At 68.0% G+C, this 15,457-nt stretch carries 10 protein-coding genes; 9 read left to right on the forward strand and 1 reads right to left on the reverse strand.

Annotation, left to right across the window (positions count from 1 at the left end; genetic code table 11):
• The first annotated feature begins 53 nt into the window (after positions 1–53).
• The 8 genes from ACUTR7_RS01940 to ACUTR7_RS01975 all read left to right on the forward strand — a co-directional run bounded on the left by ACUTR7_RS01940 (position 54) and on the right by ACUTR7_RS01975 (position 13,467).
• Positions 54–5,633: a DNA repair ATPase gene (locus tag ACUTR7_RS01940; RefSeq protein ID WP_445607970.1), complete on the forward strand. Its 5,580-nt coding sequence runs from the start codon at positions 54–56 to the stop codon at positions 5,631–5,633.
• Between the two features lie 289 nt (positions 5,634–5,922).
• Positions 5,923–6,567 (forward strand): aldehyde dehydrogenase iron-sulfur subunit PaoA, encoded by a 645-nt coding sequence (gene paoA / locus ACUTR7_RS01945; RefSeq protein WP_016453395.1) that lies wholly within the window; start codon positions 5,923–5,925, stop codon positions 6,565–6,567.
• On the forward strand, positions 6,564–7,514 hold the full coding sequence (locus ACUTR7_RS01950) for an FAD binding domain-containing protein (RefSeq protein WP_445607971.1): 951 nt from the start codon (positions 6,564–6,566) through the stop codon (positions 7,512–7,514). The genes paoA and ACUTR7_RS01950 overlap by 4 nt, the downstream gene beginning before the upstream one ends.
• A gap of 4 nt (positions 7,515–7,518) precedes the next feature.
• On the forward strand, positions 7,519–9,771 hold the full coding sequence (gene paoC / locus ACUTR7_RS01955) for an aldehyde oxidoreductase molybdenum-binding subunit PaoC (protein ID WP_445607972.1): 2,253 nt from the start codon (positions 7,519–7,521) through the stop codon (positions 9,769–9,771).
• A 291-nt stretch (positions 9,772–10,062) separates the two neighbouring features.
• Positions 10,063–11,403, forward strand: a complete 1,341-nt coding sequence (locus ACUTR7_RS01960; RefSeq protein WP_445607973.1) for an MFS transporter — start codon at positions 10,063–10,065, stop codon at positions 11,401–11,403.
• Between the two features lie 68 nt (positions 11,404–11,471).
• A complete protein-coding gene (gene ligA, locus ACUTR7_RS01965; RefSeq protein WP_445607974.1) occupies positions 11,472–11,879 on the forward strand; it encodes a protocatechuate 4,5-dioxygenase subunit alpha in 408 nt (135 codons plus the stop codon).
• Positions 11,879–12,751 carry a class III extradiol dioxygenase subunit beta gene (locus ACUTR7_RS01970; protein ID WP_445607975.1) on the forward strand — a complete coding sequence of 291 codons (873 nt, stop codon included), beginning with the start codon at positions 11,879–11,881 and terminating at the stop codon, positions 12,749–12,751. Before ligA ends, ACUTR7_RS01970 begins: the two co-directional genes overlap by 1 nt.
• On the forward strand, positions 12,748–13,467 hold the full coding sequence (locus ACUTR7_RS01975; protein WP_445607976.1) for an alpha/beta fold hydrolase: 720 nt from the start codon (positions 12,748–12,750) through the stop codon (positions 13,465–13,467). Before ACUTR7_RS01970 ends, ACUTR7_RS01975 begins: the two co-directional genes overlap by 4 nt.
• 18 nt (positions 13,468–13,485) lie before the next feature.
• Here ACUTR7_RS01975 and ACUTR7_RS01980 read toward each other — a convergent pair whose 3' ends face one another.
• Complete coding sequence (locus tag ACUTR7_RS01980) at positions 13,486–14,766, reverse strand: LysR family transcriptional regulator (RefSeq protein WP_445607977.1); 1,281 nt, start codon at positions 14,764–14,766, stop codon at positions 13,486–13,488.
• A 169-nt stretch (positions 14,767–14,935) separates the two neighbouring features.
• Here ACUTR7_RS01980 and ACUTR7_RS01985 point away from each other — a divergent pair, with 169 nt between their 5' ends.
• A complete protein-coding gene (locus ACUTR7_RS01985) occupies positions 14,936–15,388 on the forward strand; it encodes a nuclear transport factor 2 family protein (protein ID WP_353176436.1) in 453 nt (150 codons plus the stop codon).
• The last annotated feature ends 69 nt before the right edge of the window (positions 15,389–15,457 follow it).

Below are 15,457 nucleotides of genomic sequence, written 5' to 3' on the forward strand. Positions count from 1 at the left end.
GCTGGCCGGGGAGGGCGTGAATGGTCCCTGACACGCGAAAGCCCGTGACGCCCATGTCCCAACCGTCCCCATCGTCCTCACAGTCCCTGTCCCCCGACACCGCGGCCTCTGCCGTGGACCAGGCAGTCGCCAGCGGCGGCTCCTACGAAGTGCTGGCCAAGCGCCTTGACGGCCAGGGGCAGGCGCTGGAGACGCTGGCACGCCAGCTCAACGAGGAGCGGCTGGAGGAATTCGGCCGCAGCCAGATGGAAGTCATCGGGCGCATGCGCGTGCGCACCGAAAACAACTGCCTGGGCCGCGACATCGCCCAGGTCGGCGGCTACCTGCTGTTTGGCTACAACGTCTTCATGGGCCTGAAGCAGTCCACGCGCGTGGAAGACGTGTTCGTGCTGTACCGCCTGCACGAGGGAGAGCAGGGCTACGAGGTCACGCCGGTCGATCTCAAGGACAGCTTTCTGGGCATACAGAGCTTCGTGCAGGACTTCCAGGAGCTGTACGCCTACTACAAGAACACCCGGCTGATGCAGCTGGCCGTGCGCGACGGCAAGCTGCTGGCGAGCTTTCAGATCGGCGAGCGCCTGTCCGATGTGCGCGTGTTCCGCTGGTCCGTGCCCGTGGACGGCCAGCCCATCCGCTACATAGACAACCGCGGCGAGCGCGACATCGAACTGCCTGCGCCCCATGACTTCGAATGGCAGCGCGCCGGGCGCGAGCAACTGGTGCAGGGGCGCCACCCGCACATCAACGTGCTGGACAAGGTCTTCGTCGAGACCCTGGGCGGCACGCTGACCATCAAGGTCGAGAACAACACCAACGACGGACTGGGCATCTACAGCGAGCCCGTGCAGGAGAAGAACCAGTCGCTGGACGACGCCGTGTTCGAGTACGCCGCCGTCGGCAGCCTGATCCTGCTGAAGATCCTGCCCTACCGCGAAGAGCAGTGGCGCTACCTGATCTTCAACACCCTGTCGCGCCAGGTTCTGCGCATGGACGCCATCGGCGCGGCCTGCATCCAGCTGCCGCAGGACCACGGCATCATCTTCCCCGGCGGCTACTACCTGCAAAGCGGCGAGAACCGCTCGTTCGAGCAGAACATGCAGGGCATGCGCTACCGGCGCAGCATCCGCTCGCCCAACGGCGAGGATGTGCTCTACGTGTTCTACGAGCCCGAGAGCGGGCGCATGGCGCTGTTCAAGTACAACCTGATCGAGCGCGCCCTGCAGCCGCCCATCATCGGCCACGGCTATGCGCGCATGGACGACGGGCGCGTCGTCATCTTCGCGGCCGAGAGCAACGAGGCCTCGCGCGTGCACCCCATGCAGGTCTGGCGCACGCCCTTCGCCTCGGACGACTATGCGGCACGCCAGCCGCAGCGCGACAGCTTCCTGGGCCGCATCGGCAATGCCGAGCTGGTCAGCGGCATCTCCGACCTGTACAGCGTGCGCAAGGAAATCGCGGCCACCGAGGTCTCGCTGCCGCGCTACGAGCGCCTGATCGACGCCGCGCGCCGCCTGTTCGAGCGCTACCACTGGCTGGGCGCGCCGCAGCTCAAGGGTGTGCACGAGACCCTGCTGGGCATCGTCGCCACGGGTGATGCGGTCATCGACGAGTACGAAAAGGTCGAGAGCATCCGCAACGCCTCGGCCAAGGCCATGGGCGAGGTTTCCAGCCGCCACGGCCAGTTGCTCAAAACACTGCGGCTGGCCGACTGGAAAAGCATTGGCGAGTACGTGGACGCGCTCACCCAGCTGGGCCAGTTGCGCGGCCAGCTCATGGCCACGCGCGACCTGCGCTATGTGGACCAGGCCGCCATCGACACCATGGTGCAGGGCGTCAACGAGGCCCAGGCCGAAGTCTCCCAGCGCACGGCCGCCTTCATTGCCACCGACGAGGCCATGCAGCCCTATGCCGACCAGCTGCAGGCACTGGACCAGGCCGCGCAGGCGGCAGCCACGGTGGCGCAGATCAACGAGCCGCTGGCGCGCATGGCCGACATGGCGGCTGCGCTGGACATGCTGTCCGAGCTCATGGGCAGCCTGTCCATCGACGACGCCACGCAGCGCACCCAGGTGGTGGATCGCATCTCGGCCGTCTACGCGCGCCTGAACCAGGTGCGTGCACGCGCCGAGCAGCGCAGGTCGGGCCTGGGCGGCGCCGAGAACGTGGCCCAGTTCGCCGCCCAGCTGGCGCTGTTCTCGCAAAGCATCGTCAGCGCCCTGGGCCTGGCGCAGACGCCCGAGAAATGCGACGAGCAGCTGGCGCGCCTGCTGGTGCAGCTGGAGGAAATCGAAAGCCGCTTTGGCGAGCACGAGCAGTTCCTTGGCGACATCATGGCCAAGCGCGAGGAGGTGCTGGAGAGCTTCGAGGCGCGCCGCCAGTCGCTGCAGGACGAGCGCCAGCGCAAGGCGCAAGGCGTGCTGGACGCGGCCCTGCGCATCGTGCAAAGCCTGCCCAAGCGCACCGAAAAGCTCGCCAGCGCCGACGCGCTGCATGCTTTTTTTGCAGGCGATCCGCTGATCGGCAAGCTCAAGGAGCTGGCCCAGCGCCTGCGCGAGCAACTGCATGACCCGGTCAAGGCCGACGACATCGACGGCCGCGTCAAGAACCTGCGCGACCAGGCGTTTCGAGCGCTGCAGGACCGCACCGAGCTGTACGAAGGCGACGGCGCCATCATCCGCCTGGGCCGCCACCGCTTCAGCGTGGGCAACCAGGAGCTGGACCTGACCCTGCTGCCGCGCAACGGCGAACTGTTCCTGCACCTGGTCGGCACCGAGTATTTCGAGCCCATGGACAACCCGGAGCTGGCCGCCCTGCAGGCCTACTGGGATGCTTCCACGCCGGCCGAATCGCCGCAGTTCTACCGGGGCGAATACCTGGCGCTGGAAGTGGTGCTGGCCGCGCGCCAGCGCCGTGACGGCTGGAGCGAGGCCCGGCTGGCCCAGTTGCTGCCCGACGAGGCGGCGCTGACCCAGGCCATCCGCGAGTTCTCCGCGCCGCGCTACCGCGAAGGCTATGAGCGCGGCATCCACGACCATGATGCGGCCCGCATCCTGCAGGTGCTGCTGCCCCTGCGCGATGCCGCCGGCGTGCTGCGCTTTGCGCCCGACGCCCGTGCGCTGGCCCTGCTGTTCTGGAGCGCACAGGCCCAGGTGCAGCAGCCGCAGCTGGCTGCCGCCATGGCGCAGTGGCCGCTGCGCGCCCAGCAGGCCCAGGCCATGCAGCAGATGTTCGGCAGCGAGGCCGAGCAGCTGAGCCTGCGCACCGACATCTCCGAGCGCCTGCGCGCCTATGCCGAAGAGCGGGGCCTGCTGCGCGACCTGCTGCCAGGACAGGCGGCGCCCGCAGACAGCGATATCGACAGCCTGATCCACGGCGCCGCCGACTACCTGCAGGCCGAGCTGGCGCAAAAGGCCGTGCGCTTTTCCTTCTCCAGCTACAGCCAGTCGGCCATTGCCGCGCTGCAGGCCGCCGTGCAGCAGCAGGCCCAGCCGCTGCAGCGCTGGGAAGAAATGCAGGTCTACTGGCAGGGCGAGGACCGGCGCGACAAGGCCGTGGCGCCGCTGGACCAGCGCTGGCGCAGCGCGCTGCACTGGCTGCAGACCGCCTGCCGCACGCTGGACGACGGGCAAGGGCAGGCCTGGCTGGCCTATTGCGGCGAGGCTGCGGCATGGCTGTGCTGTGCCGGCCAGTTGCCCTGCAAGGTCAGCAGCGTGGACCTGCGCCACGAAGTGCCGGGCCTGCTGGGCCAGCATCCGCGCATTGCGGACGGCCGCATGTGGCTGCAGATCGACGACCTGGGCCAGCGCGCCGCGCGCCATTTCCGAACCTTTGTTCCCGAATTCGGCCGCTACCAGGCGCTGCGCCAGCAGCTGCTGCAGGACTGGCGCTCGCGCGTGCGGGTGGAGGAATTCAAGGCCCGGCCGCTGTCGTCCTTTGTGCGCAACCGGCTCATCAACGAGATCTACCTGCCCGTGATCGGCGACAACCTGGCCAAGCAGATCGGCGTGGCCGGCGAGAACAAGCGCACCGACCAGATGGGCCTGCTGATGATGATCTCGCCGCCCGGCTACGGCAAGACCACGCTGATGGAGTACGTGGCCAACCGGCTGGGCCTGATCTTCATGAAGATCAACGGCCCGGCGCTGGGCCACTCCGTGCGCTCGCTGGACCCGGCCCAGGCGCCGGACGCCACGGCGGCCAAGGAACTGGAAAAGCTCAACCTGGCGCTGGAGATGGCCAACAACGTGATGCTGTACATCGACGACATACAGCACACGCACCCCGAGTTCCTGCAGAAATTCATCTCGCTGTCGGACGGCACGCGCCGCATCGAGGGCGTGTGGAAGGGCCAGACCCGCACCCACGACATGCGCGGCAAGCGCTTTTGCGTGGTGATGTCGGGCAATCCGTACACCGAGTCGGGCGAGGTCTTCAAGATTCCCGACATGCTGGCCAACCGTGCCGACATCTACAACCTGGGCGATGTGCTGGGCGGAATGCAGGAGGTGTTCAAGCTCAGCTACATCGAAAACAGCATGACCTCGAACGCCGTGCTGGCGCCGATGGCCACGCGCAGCCTGCAGGACCTGTACCTGCTGCTGGACAAGGCGCAGGGCCGGGAGGTCTCGGGCAATGCGCTGTCGCACGACTACTCATCGGCCGAGCTGCGCGAGATCGAGGCCGTGCTGGCCCGCATGGTGCAGGTGCGCGAGCTGGTGTTCAAGGTCAACCAGCAGTACATCCAGAGCGCCGCGCAGGACGACGGCTACCGCACCGAGCCGGCCTTCCGGCTGCAGGGCAGCTACCGCAACATGAACAAGCTGGCCGAGAAGATCACGCCCGTGATGAACGACCAGGAAATGCAGCAGATGCTGGCCGACCACTACCAGGGCGAAGCGCAGATGCTGACCACGGGCGCCGAGGAGAACCTGCTCAAGCTCGCCGAGCTGCGCGGGCAGATGAGCGACGAGGACAGCGCCCGCTGGCAGCAGATACGCCAGCAGTTCCTGCGCCGCCAGGCCGCAGGCGGCGCCAATGCCGACGCCGCCACGCGCGTGACGGCGCAACTGGTCGACCTGGTCGCTGCCACGCGTGAGGTGGCCCAGTCCCGGCAGCAGGCGGTGCAGGAAGACGCCGCCGGCCAGGCCCACGCATCGGCAGCGGCCGCTCAGGCCGCCGCCACCCGGGATGCCGAACAGTCCCAGCTCCTGCAAGCGCTGCAGGCACTGCTGGCCCAGTTGCTGCAGACGCAAAGCGCCGCAGGCGACTCGCTGCACGGCATACGCGAGTTGATGGCGCAAAGGGCGGCCAGCGAGCCCGTCGGCACCCAGGCCAGCACCCCGTCGGAGGTACAGGCCGCCCAGGACCGTCAGGCCCTGGTCCACATGCTGGGCCAACTGCTGACCCGGTCGCTGGCCCAGTCCCTGGAGCCCGTGGTCACGCACCTGGACCAGGCCCGCCGCCAGCAGCTGGGCCTGCACCGCGTGCTGATGCAGGTGGCCACGCGCATGCAGGAGCAGATCGACGCCCAGCGCGCGGGCCGTCCCGCGCCGGCTGCTGGCGCCATACGCTCCGAGGAAATCGACAAGGCCTTCGAGCGCATGCAGCGCGGCGACGTGCCGCCTGCGGCCTAGGCCCATCGCCGGGGCAAAGCCGGAGCAAAGCCGGAGCAAAGCCGGAGCAAAGCCGGAGCAAAGCCGGGGCAGGGTACATCGGCAAAGGCTGGGGCGCCTTGCTGGCGCTGCCTTTGCATGGGCCGGGGGCCCTCGCACGTCTGCATGCGCTGATCCGTCATCGGACAACCCGATGTCCCGGATGTTGGACCATCACCTACAACCCGGGGCGCGTCCCGAACCGATGCTTGGAGTGGCGTGTTCGCAGCAGTGTGCACGCCCCACGAAGAGCCAACACGATGGACGCCCCATGGAACACAACACCCAGCTTTCCGTTTCGCGGAGGGACCTGCTGATTGCAGGTGCCTCCACGGCTGCGGCAACGGCCGTGCCTCGATCGGCCGGCGCGCAAGTGCAGCCTCCCTCCATCCCCGAAGGGGTCCAACTGCCCGTCACCCTGCAGGTGAACGGCCAGGAACACCGCCTGGACCTGGACACCCGCACCACGCTGCTCGACGCCCTGCGCGAGCATCTGCACCTGACCGGCACCAAGAAAGGCTGCGACCATGGCCAGTGCGGGGCCTGCACGGTGCTGGTCAATGGCCGGCGCGTGGTGTCCTGCCTGAGCCTGGCCGTGATGAACCAGGGAGCCGCCGTGACCACCATCGAAGGCCTGGGCACGCCGCAATCCCCGCACGCCATGCAGGCCGCCTTCGTGCGGCACGACGGTTTTCAGTGCGGCTACTGCACGCCGGGGCAGATCTGTTCTGCCGTGGGCGTGCTCGATGAAATCAAACGCGGCATGCCCAGCCATGCCAGCGAAGACATCGTGGCCCAGCCCCTGGTGTCGGCCCATGAACTGCGTGAACGCATGAGCGGCAATCTGTGCCGCTGCGGGGCGTATTCCAACATCGTCGATGCCATCACCGAAGTGGCGGGGGAGGGCAGGACATGATTGCCTTCACCTACGAACGCGCCCAATCCCCCGCGCAGGCTGCCGCCGCCGTGGCGGCCCGGCCGGGCGCCCGCTTCATCGCCGGGGGCACGAATCTGCTGGACCTGATGAAGCTGCAGATAGAAACCCCCGTGCATCTGGTCGATGTGAACGGCACCGGCATGGACACCGTGGAGCCCACCGCGCAGGGCGGCTTGCGCATAGGCGCGCTGGTGCGCAACAGCGACCTGGCCGCCCATGCGCGCGTGCGGCGCGACTACGGCGTGCTGACCCGAGCCCTGGTGGCCGGCGCCTCGGGCCAGTTGCGCAACATGGCCACCACGGGCGGCAATCTGCTGCAGCGCACCCGCTGCCCGTATTTCTACGACACCAATATGCCGTGCAACAAGCGCGTGCCGGGCAGCGGCTGTTCGGCCATTGCCGGCGTGAGCCGCCAGCATGCGGTGATCGGCGGCAGCGAGGCCTGCATTGCCACCCACCCCAGCGACATGGCCGTGGCGCTGCGCGCGCTGGACGCCACGGTGGAAACCATCCAGGCCGACGGCAAGGCCCGCGTCATCCCCATTGCCGACTTCCACCGGCTGCCCGGCAGCACGCCGCATGTAGAGACGGCCTTGCAGGCCGGCGAACTGATCACCTCCGTCACCCTGCCGCCCCCGCCGGGCGGCACGCACATCTATCACAAGGTGCGTGACCGTGCCTCCTATGCGTTTGCGCTGGTGTCGGTGGCCGCCATCGTGCAGCGCGACGGCAGCGGGCGCGTGGCCCTGGGCGGCGTGGCGCACAAGCCCTGGCGGCTGGAGGCTGCCGAAGCGTTGATGCCGCAGGGCGCCAAGGCCGTTGCCGACCGCCTGCTGGCGGGCGCCCGGCCCACGCAGGACAACGCCTTCAAACTCCCGCTGGCCGAGCGCACGCTCGCCGCCGTGCTGCATCAGGCAAGGAGCTGACGCCATGAAATTCGACACCCCTGCAACCCTCAACCCGATTGACCAGCTCAAGACTATCGGCCAGCCGATGAACCGCATCGACGGCCTGCTCAAGACCACCGGCACGGCGCCGTATGCCTATGAACGGCATGACGTGGTCCAGCACCCGGCCTATGGCTATGTGGTGGGCTCGGCCATCGCCAAGGGCCGCATCCGCAGCATCGGGCTGGCGCAGGCAAGCCGCGCGCCCGGCGTCCTCGCCATCGTCACCGCACAGACCGCTGGCAAGCTGGGCCAGGGCAAGATGAATACCGCGCCGCTGCTGGCAGGCCCCCAGGTGGCCCACTACCACCAGGCCGTGGCCCTGGTGGTGGCGGAGACCTTCGAGCAGGCGCGCGCTGCCGCGCAACTGGTCCGTGTGGACTACGAGCCCGTGGCTGGCGCCTATGACCTGGCCAAGGCCAAGGACTCCGCCGTGCCACCCGACAGCATCAATGGCGATGCGCCGGATACGGCCATTGGTGACTTCGACGGTGCCTTCGCCTCTGCCCCCGTGAAGGTGGACGCCACATACACCACGCCCGACCAGTCGCACGCCATGATGGAGCCCCATGCCACGCTGGCCGCATGGAAGGGCGACCAGCTCACGGTATGGACCTCGAACCAGATGATTGCCTGGGGTCAGGGCGAGCTGGCAAAGACGCTGGGCATTCCCAAGGACAAAGTGCGCCTGGTCTCGCCATTCATTGGCGGCGGTTTTGGCGGCAAGCTGTTCCTGCGGGCCGATGCACTGCTGGCCGCGCTTGGGGCCCGCGCGGCAGGCCGGCCCGTCAAGGTCGCACTGCAGCGCCCACTGATGGCCAACAACACCACGCACCGCCCCGCCACCATCCAGCGTGTGCGCATCGCGGCAGGGCAGGACGGAAAAATCACCGCCATCGGCCACGAAAGCTGGTCGGGCGACCAGTCCGGAGGATCGGCGGACGGTGCCGTGGACCAGACCCGCCGCATGTATGCCGGCACCCATCGCATGACCGCCACGCGCCTGGCCGTGCTGGACCTGCCCGAGGCCAATGCCATGCGTGCCCCGGGCGAGGCCACGGGCCACATGGCCCTGGAGGTTGCCATGGACGAGCTGGCGGAAAAGCTCGGCATCGATCCCGTGGAGCTGCGCATCCGCAACGACACCCAGGTGGTGCCGGACAGCGGCAAGAAGCCGCAACCCAAGGCGAAGGAGGGCACCCCTGCCCAGGAGCACAAACCGTTTTCCCGCCGTGAATTCGTGCAGTGCCTGCGCACGGGCGCCGAGCGCTTCGGATGGAGCCAGCGCAATCCCGAGCCGGCCCAACGACGCGAAGGGCGCTGGCTCATCGGCCTGGGCATGGCCGGCGCCTACCGTGGCGCGCCTGTCATGAAGTCCGCCGCCCGCGTGCGCCTGGACAGGCAGGGAATGCTCACCGTGGAAACCGACATGACCGACATCGGCACGGGCAGCTACACCATCATTGCCCAGACGGCGGCCGAGATGCTGGGCCTGCCGCTGCAGCAGGTGCGCGTGCGGCTGGGCGATTCCAGCTTTCCGGTCTCGGCTGGCTCGGGCGGGCAATGGGGTGCGGCCAGCGCCACGTCCGGCGTCTATGCCGCGTGCGTGAAGCTGCGCGAGGCCGTGGCGCGCAAGCTGGGCATGGACCCGGCGACGGCCGAATTCTCGGATGGGCATGTGCAGGCGGGCGGCAAGCGCCGGGCCCTGGCCAGCGCTGCCAGCGACGCCGACCTGACGGCCGAGGATGCCATCGAATTCGGCGTGCTGGACAAGAAGATGCAGCAGTCCACCTTTGGCGCGCACTTCGTGGAGGTCGCCGTGGACGCCTTCACCGCCGAGGTCCGCGTGCGCCGCATGCTGGCCGTTTGCGCGGCCGGCCGCATCCTCAATCCCAAGACGGCCCGCAGCCAGGTCATCGGCGCCATGACCATGGGCGTGGGAGCGGCCCTGATGGAAGAGCTGGCCGTGGACACGCGACTGGGCTATTTCGTCAACCATGACCTGGCAGGCTACGAGGTGCCCGTGCATGCCGACATCCCGCACCAGGAAGTGATCTTTCTGGACGAGGTCGATCCCATGGCCTCGCCCATGAAAGCAAAGGGTGTGGGCGAGCTGGGTATCTGCGGCGTGAGCGCAGCCATTGCCAACGCCATCCACAACGCCACCGGCGTGCGGGTGCGCGACTACCCGATCACGCTGGACAAGCTGCTGGCAGGACTGGGGAAGCTGGCATGAGAGGGGACTGCACCTGAGGCAGCCCGCTCAGGCCCAGGATTCTTGATGAACGAAGGCCGGTCACCTCTGGGTGGCCGGCCTTTTTGCATGTGGCCATCAATAGAACGCATAGCTTGCGCGTCCGTCGGCATTGGCCTGGAAAGGCTGGCGTGGAGATACTTTTTGCACTGGGGAATGTCGGCGCTGTGCGCTCCGAATGCAGACCGCCCCCAGTTTTCCCACAAAAGAACCTGGCCTGGGCGCAAAGCGCCTGCCAGGGCAAAGAGACAACCTGCTCCGACAAGGACTTGTATGAAAGATATCCGCAAGACGATGGACGAGGGCGCCATGGCGCCGTTCCAGTGGCTGGCCGTGGCCATCTGTACCCTGCTCATCATGCTGGACGGCTTCGATGTGCTGGTGATGGCCTTCACCGCCTCGGCCGTCGCTGCCGAATGGAAGCTCAACGGGGCGCAGCTGGGCGTGCTGTTCAGCGCCGGTCTGATCGGCATGGCCCTGGGCTCGCTGTTCCTGGCGCCCGTGGCCGACCGCCGTGGCCGGCAACCCATCATCGTGCTGTGCCTGGTGCTGGTGTCCGTGGGCATGCTGCTGTCTGCGGCAGCGCGCAGCCATGTCGAGCTGGCAGCCCTGCGCGCCATGACGGGCGTGGGCATTGGCGGCATGCTGGCCAGCGTGGGGGTGATCACCTCTGAGTATTCATCGAACAAATGGCGCAGCACGGCGATTGCGCTGCAGGCCACGGGCTATCCGATTGGCGCCACGCTGGGCGGACTCATGGCCGCCTGGCTGCTGACACACCATGGTTGGCGCTCGGTCTTTGTGTTCGGCGGCCTGGCCACGGCGCTGATGGTGCCCATCGTGCTGTGGCGCCTGCCGGAGTCGGTGGATTTCCTGATGGGCCGTCGCCCGGCGCGTGCGCTGGAAAAGCTCAACCGCCTGATGGCACTCATGGGGCACCCCGCCATGCTGCAGTTGCCCGCGCAAGCCGGCGGTGACGTCCAGCAGGGCAATACCGTGGCCGCCTTGTTCAGGAACGGCCTGGCGCGCCCCACGCTCATGCTCTGGGCCGGCTTCTTCCTGCTGATGTTCAGCGTCTACTTTTCCCTGAGCTGGACGCCCAAGCTGCTGGTGCAGGCCGGCCTGTCGGCACAGCAGGGCGTGACGGGCGGCGTGTTGCTCAACCTGGGCGGCATTGCCGGCGGCAGCCTGTTCGGCCTGCTGGCGGTGAAGGCCAAGCTGCGGCATCTGGCCATGGGCAGCCTGCTGCTGAATGCCTTGTTCACCGCGCTGTTCGGCCTGGCCTCGGCCAGCCTGGGTTGGGCGTTCGCCGCAGCGGTGGGCGTGGGCGTGTTCCTGTTCGCCTCCATGGCCGGGCTGTACGGGTTGGTGCCGGCCACCTATCCGGCCCAGGTGCGCGCCACCGGCATGGGCTGGGCCATAGGCATTGGGCGCATAGGCGCCATCGTGGCGCCCACCATGGCTGGCCTGCTGCTGGACGGCGGTTGGCAGCCTGCCTCGCTGTACTACGTCTTTGCCTTGCCGCTGATTGCCGCTGCGCTGGCCGTGTGGGCCACGGGCGCCGGCCGCACCCTGGCGCCGGGGGGTGGCGTGCTGCGAGCGCCTGGTGCTTGATCCTTGAACCCCTATCCGTGAGCACGCGCCCGAGCGCCCAAGCGCTCAAGCGCAGGAGAAACACTTCCATGGCATTGGACAAACCCTATCTCGACGTACCGGGAACCACGGTCTTCGACGCCGAGCAATCCCGCCAGGGCTACTGGCTCAACCAGTTCTGCATGTCGCTGATGAAGGCCGAGAACCGCGAGCGCTTCAAGGCCGACGAGCGTGCCTACCTGGGCGAATGGGCCATGACGGCCGAGCAAAGACAGGCCGTGCTGGACCGCGACCTGAACCGCTGCATTGCGCTGGGCGGAAACATCTACTTCCTCGTGAAGATCGGCGCCACCGACGGCGTCAGCGTGCAGAACATGGTCTCGACCATGAGTGGCATGAACGAGGAGGACTACCGCCAGATGATGCTGGGCGGCGGACGCAGCATCGAAGGAAACCGCTACCTGCATGAGCAGGAACGACAGGAAAAAGGCATCTGATGGCACGCATCACCGCATCCGTCTACACCTCGCATGTGCCCGCCATCGGCGCGGCCATGGACCTGGGCAAGGCGGGCGACCCCTATTGGCAGCCGCTGTTCAAGGGCTTCGAGCACTCGCGCCAATGGCTCAAGGACAACAGGCCCGACGTGATCTTCCTGGTCTACAACGACCACGCGACCGCGTTCAGCCTGGACTTCATCCCGACGTTTGCCATCGGCACGGCCGCTGAATACCAGCCTGCCGACGAAGGCTGGGGCCCGCGCCCCGTGCCCAAGGTCATCGGCCATCCGGAGCTGGCCAGCCACATCGCGCAGTCGGTGATACAGCAGGACTTCGACCTGACCATCGTCAACAAGATGGACCTGGACCACGGCCTGACCGTGCCGCTGTCGCTGATGTGCGGCCAGCAGGACGCGCGCACGGGCGCCTGGCCCTGCCCGGTGATTCCGTTTGCCGTGAACGTGGTGCAGTACCCCGTGCCGTCGGGCCAGCGCTGCTTCAACCTGGGCCGTGCCATCCGCCGCGCCGTGGAAAGCTTCGATGAAGACCTGAACGTGCAGATCTGGGGCACGGGCGGCATGAGCCACCAGCTGCAGGGCGCGCGTGCGGGCCTGATCAACAAGGAGTGGGACAACCGCTTCCTGGACCTGCTGATCGAGAACCCTGCCGGCCTGGCCAAGATGCCGCATATCGACTACGTGCGCGAGGCTGGCTCCGAAGGCATCGAGCTGGTGATGTGGCTGATCGCGCGCGGTGCCATGGCCGATGTGGATGGCCCTGCGCCGCTGCCCAAGGTCAACCACCGCTTCTACCATGTGCCGGCATCGAACACCGCTGTCGGACACCTCATCCTGGAGAACGCAGCATGAGCCGGCCTTGCGTGGTACTTCTGCCGGGCCTGCTGTGCGACGAGACAGTCTGGCACGAGCAGCAGGCGGCCCTGTCCTTTGCCGGTGTTGCCGAGTGCATTGTTCCGTCCTATGGCACGGCGGCCACCATCGAAGACATGGCGCGCCTTGTGCTGGACTGCGTGGCGGCCGAGCGGTTTTCGCTGGCGGGCCATTCCATGGGCGGGCGCGTGGCCCTGGCCATTGCCGGCATGGCTCCCCAGCGTGTGGAGCGGCTGGCCTTGCTGGACACCGGCATGGACCCCATCGCCCCGGGCGAGGCCGGCGAGAGCGAACGCGCCAAGCGCATGGCGCTCTTGCAGATTGCCCGGCACAGCGGCATGCGCGAGATGGGCCTGCAATGGGCGCGCGGCATGGTGCATCCCGACCAGCTTGATACGCCACTGTTTGGCGAGGTGCTCGACATGGTGGCGCGCTTCACGCCCGAGGTGTTTGCTGCGCAGATCAATGCCTTGCTGAACCGCCCCGATGCGGGCGATGTGCTCCGGCAACTGCGCTGCCCGACTCTGCTGGCCTGCGGTCGCCAGGATGCCTGGAGCCCGCTGTCACGCCATGAGCGCATGCAGGCCCTGTGCCCGGGCGCCGAGCTGGTGGTGATCGAGGACAGCGGCCACATGAGCACCATGGAGCAGCCGCAGCAGGTGTCGTGGGCACTGCTCGACTGGATGGGGCGCTGAGCGAGCGCTGCGCTCGGGCTAGGCCGGCGGATCGCCCACGGCCCGCCGGCAGGCCTGCATGAACAGCTCCAGGTCCTGCGATGCCGTGCTCAGCGCACGCGTGGCCAGCCCGATGCGCCTGCGTGTGGAAGGCAGGTCCACGGGCACGATGGACAACTGCCCGCCGTGGTCATCCTGCAGGGCCTGTCCGCGCGAGGCCAGGGCCAGCCGGCCCGTCTGCAGCACAAAGGCCAGCGTCATGGTCGGGCTGCTGGCGCGCAGGCTGGCGCGCGGCGGCTCCAGGCCCTGGCTGCGGAACAGCTGGACCATGGCGCGGTCGGCCGGCGTGCCGGGCAGGGGCGAGACCCAGGGCCATTGCAGCAAGTCCTCCAGAACCAGCTGGCCGCGGTCCAGGCAGGCATGGCCGGCCGGTGCCACCACGACCAGGTCATCGTCGAACAGGTGCAGCTGGCGTACCTCATCGGAGGGCATGTCGGCGCGCAGGGCGCCAGCGATGGCGTCAATGTCGGCGCTCAGCAGGTGCTGCACCAGGCTCTCATAGGTGCCGTCCACGATGCTGACCTCGATGTCCGGGTGGCTGGCGGCCAGGCTGTCGACCGCGCGCGGCAGGAAGATTCCCACCGACAGCGGCAGCACGCCGACCACCACGCGCCCCCGGATCTCGCCGCGCCAGGCGGAAATATCGCTGTCCATGCCGCGCACCTCGGCCAGGGCCAGCTTGACACGGCGCAGCAGCGCTTCGCCGGACGGCGTCAGCCGCGTGCCGAAGGCCAGCTTGTAGAACAGCTGCATGCCCAGACTGGCTTCCAGCCCCTGCAGCGCCGCATGCACGGCGGGCTGCGTCAGGCCCAGCCACTGCGCGGCCAGGGATTCGCTGCCGCAGTCGGCAATGGCCATGAGGGCGCGCAGCTGGCCCGCAGGCACGGTCTCGGCAAAACGCTCGGGCAGGGGAGGGCGCCTGGCCGCCAGCGTGGCGGCGGCCAGGGCGTCGGCCGCGCCGCTGCCCAGATGCTGGAGCATGGCTTCGATGCGGGCGGCCAGCTGGCTGCCCAGCGGGGTCGGCATCATGCCGCGCGCTCCCCGCATGAACAGCGGCAGGCCACAGGCCTCTTCCAGTTGCAGCACCGAGCGCGCCACGGCCGGCTGAGAAAGATGCATAGCCTGGGCGGCCCGCGTGGTGCTGCCGTGGCGCACCACGCCCAGCATGGCGCGCATGGCCCGCAAATGGCCTGCCAAATCGGGAAAACGCGAAGGATTGCTGGTGGCCGGGCCGGTCCAGGGGGCAAGGTAAAGGTTCATGGAAAGGCGCTGAACGGCACGTTGGAAAACCGTGTTTTGATTGTCCCATAAGAAAAACGCATTGATGGCCGGGGCTCCGGCATTGGCCGGATCGATGCCAGCGTGGAATGCTTGGGGCCTGGATCAAGACAGCCCATCGCAGGCTGCGAATTCCGGGGAGACAAGAAACATGAACCATGAAATCGACCGGCTGCTGGCCCGCCAGGCCTGCCTGGACCTGGTGCTGCGCGCTGCTGCCTTTGCGGATGCCGGTGATGCCCAGGCCCTGGCGCAGCTGTTTGCCGAAGACGGCCAGCTGCAACGGCCCGGCGGCGAGGTGCTGGGCGGGCGCACGGCCATCGCCGCCGCGTACTCCCGGCGTCCCGCGGGCCGAATGACCCGGCATCTGGTCACCAACACGCTGGTGGAACTGCAAGGCCCGGACCGCGCAAGCGCGCGCAGCCAGGTGCTGCTGTGGTCCTGCGACGAGGCCGATGCCATCACGCCGCACGGCCGCCCGGCCCAACCGCGCCAGCTCGTTGGCGAGTTCGATGACACCTTCGGCCGCAGTCCTGAAGGCCATTGGCTGATCACGCGCCGCGTGGCGCGCTTCGTCATGTACCGGGACCTCCCGGGCGCCTGAAGCGCAGGGCGCCTAGCCACTTCCCCGCTCCATTTCCCAGTTCCATTTCCCCGCACCCGCCACTGCAGC

The organism is Delftia sp. NA_296.1 (assembly GCF_052692095.1).

Coding starts and splice junctions, on each gene's coding strand:
- ACUTR7_RS01940 (WP_445607970.1), top strand. CDS start 54: ATGTCCCAACCGTCCCCATCGTCCTCACAGTCCCTGTCCCCCGACACC.
- paoA (WP_016453395.1), top strand. CDS start 5,923: ATGGAACACAACACCCAGCTTTCCGTTTCGCGGAGGGACCTGCTGATT.
- ACUTR7_RS01950 (WP_445607971.1), top strand. CDS start 6,564: ATGATTGCCTTCACCTACGAACGCGCCCAATCCCCCGCGCAGGCTGCC.
- paoC (WP_445607972.1), top strand. CDS start 7,519: ATGAAATTCGACACCCCTGCAACCCTCAACCCGATTGACCAGCTCAAG.
- ACUTR7_RS01960 (WP_445607973.1), top strand. CDS start 10,063: ATGAAAGATATCCGCAAGACGATGGACGAGGGCGCCATGGCGCCGTTC.
- ligA (WP_445607974.1), top strand. CDS start 11,472: ATGGCATTGGACAAACCCTATCTCGACGTACCGGGAACCACGGTCTTC.
- ACUTR7_RS01970 (WP_445607975.1), top strand. CDS start 11,879: ATGGCACGCATCACCGCATCCGTCTACACCTCGCATGTGCCCGCCATC.
- ACUTR7_RS01975 (WP_445607976.1), top strand. CDS start 12,748: ATGAGCCGGCCTTGCGTGGTACTTCTGCCGGGCCTGCTGTGCGACGAG.
- ACUTR7_RS01980 (WP_445607977.1), bottom strand. CDS start 14,766: ATGAACCTTTACCTTGCCCCCTGGACCGGCCCGGCCACCAGCAATCCT.
- ACUTR7_RS01985 (WP_353176436.1), top strand. CDS start 14,936: ATGAACCATGAAATCGACCGGCTGCTGGCCCGCCAGGCCTGCCTGGAC.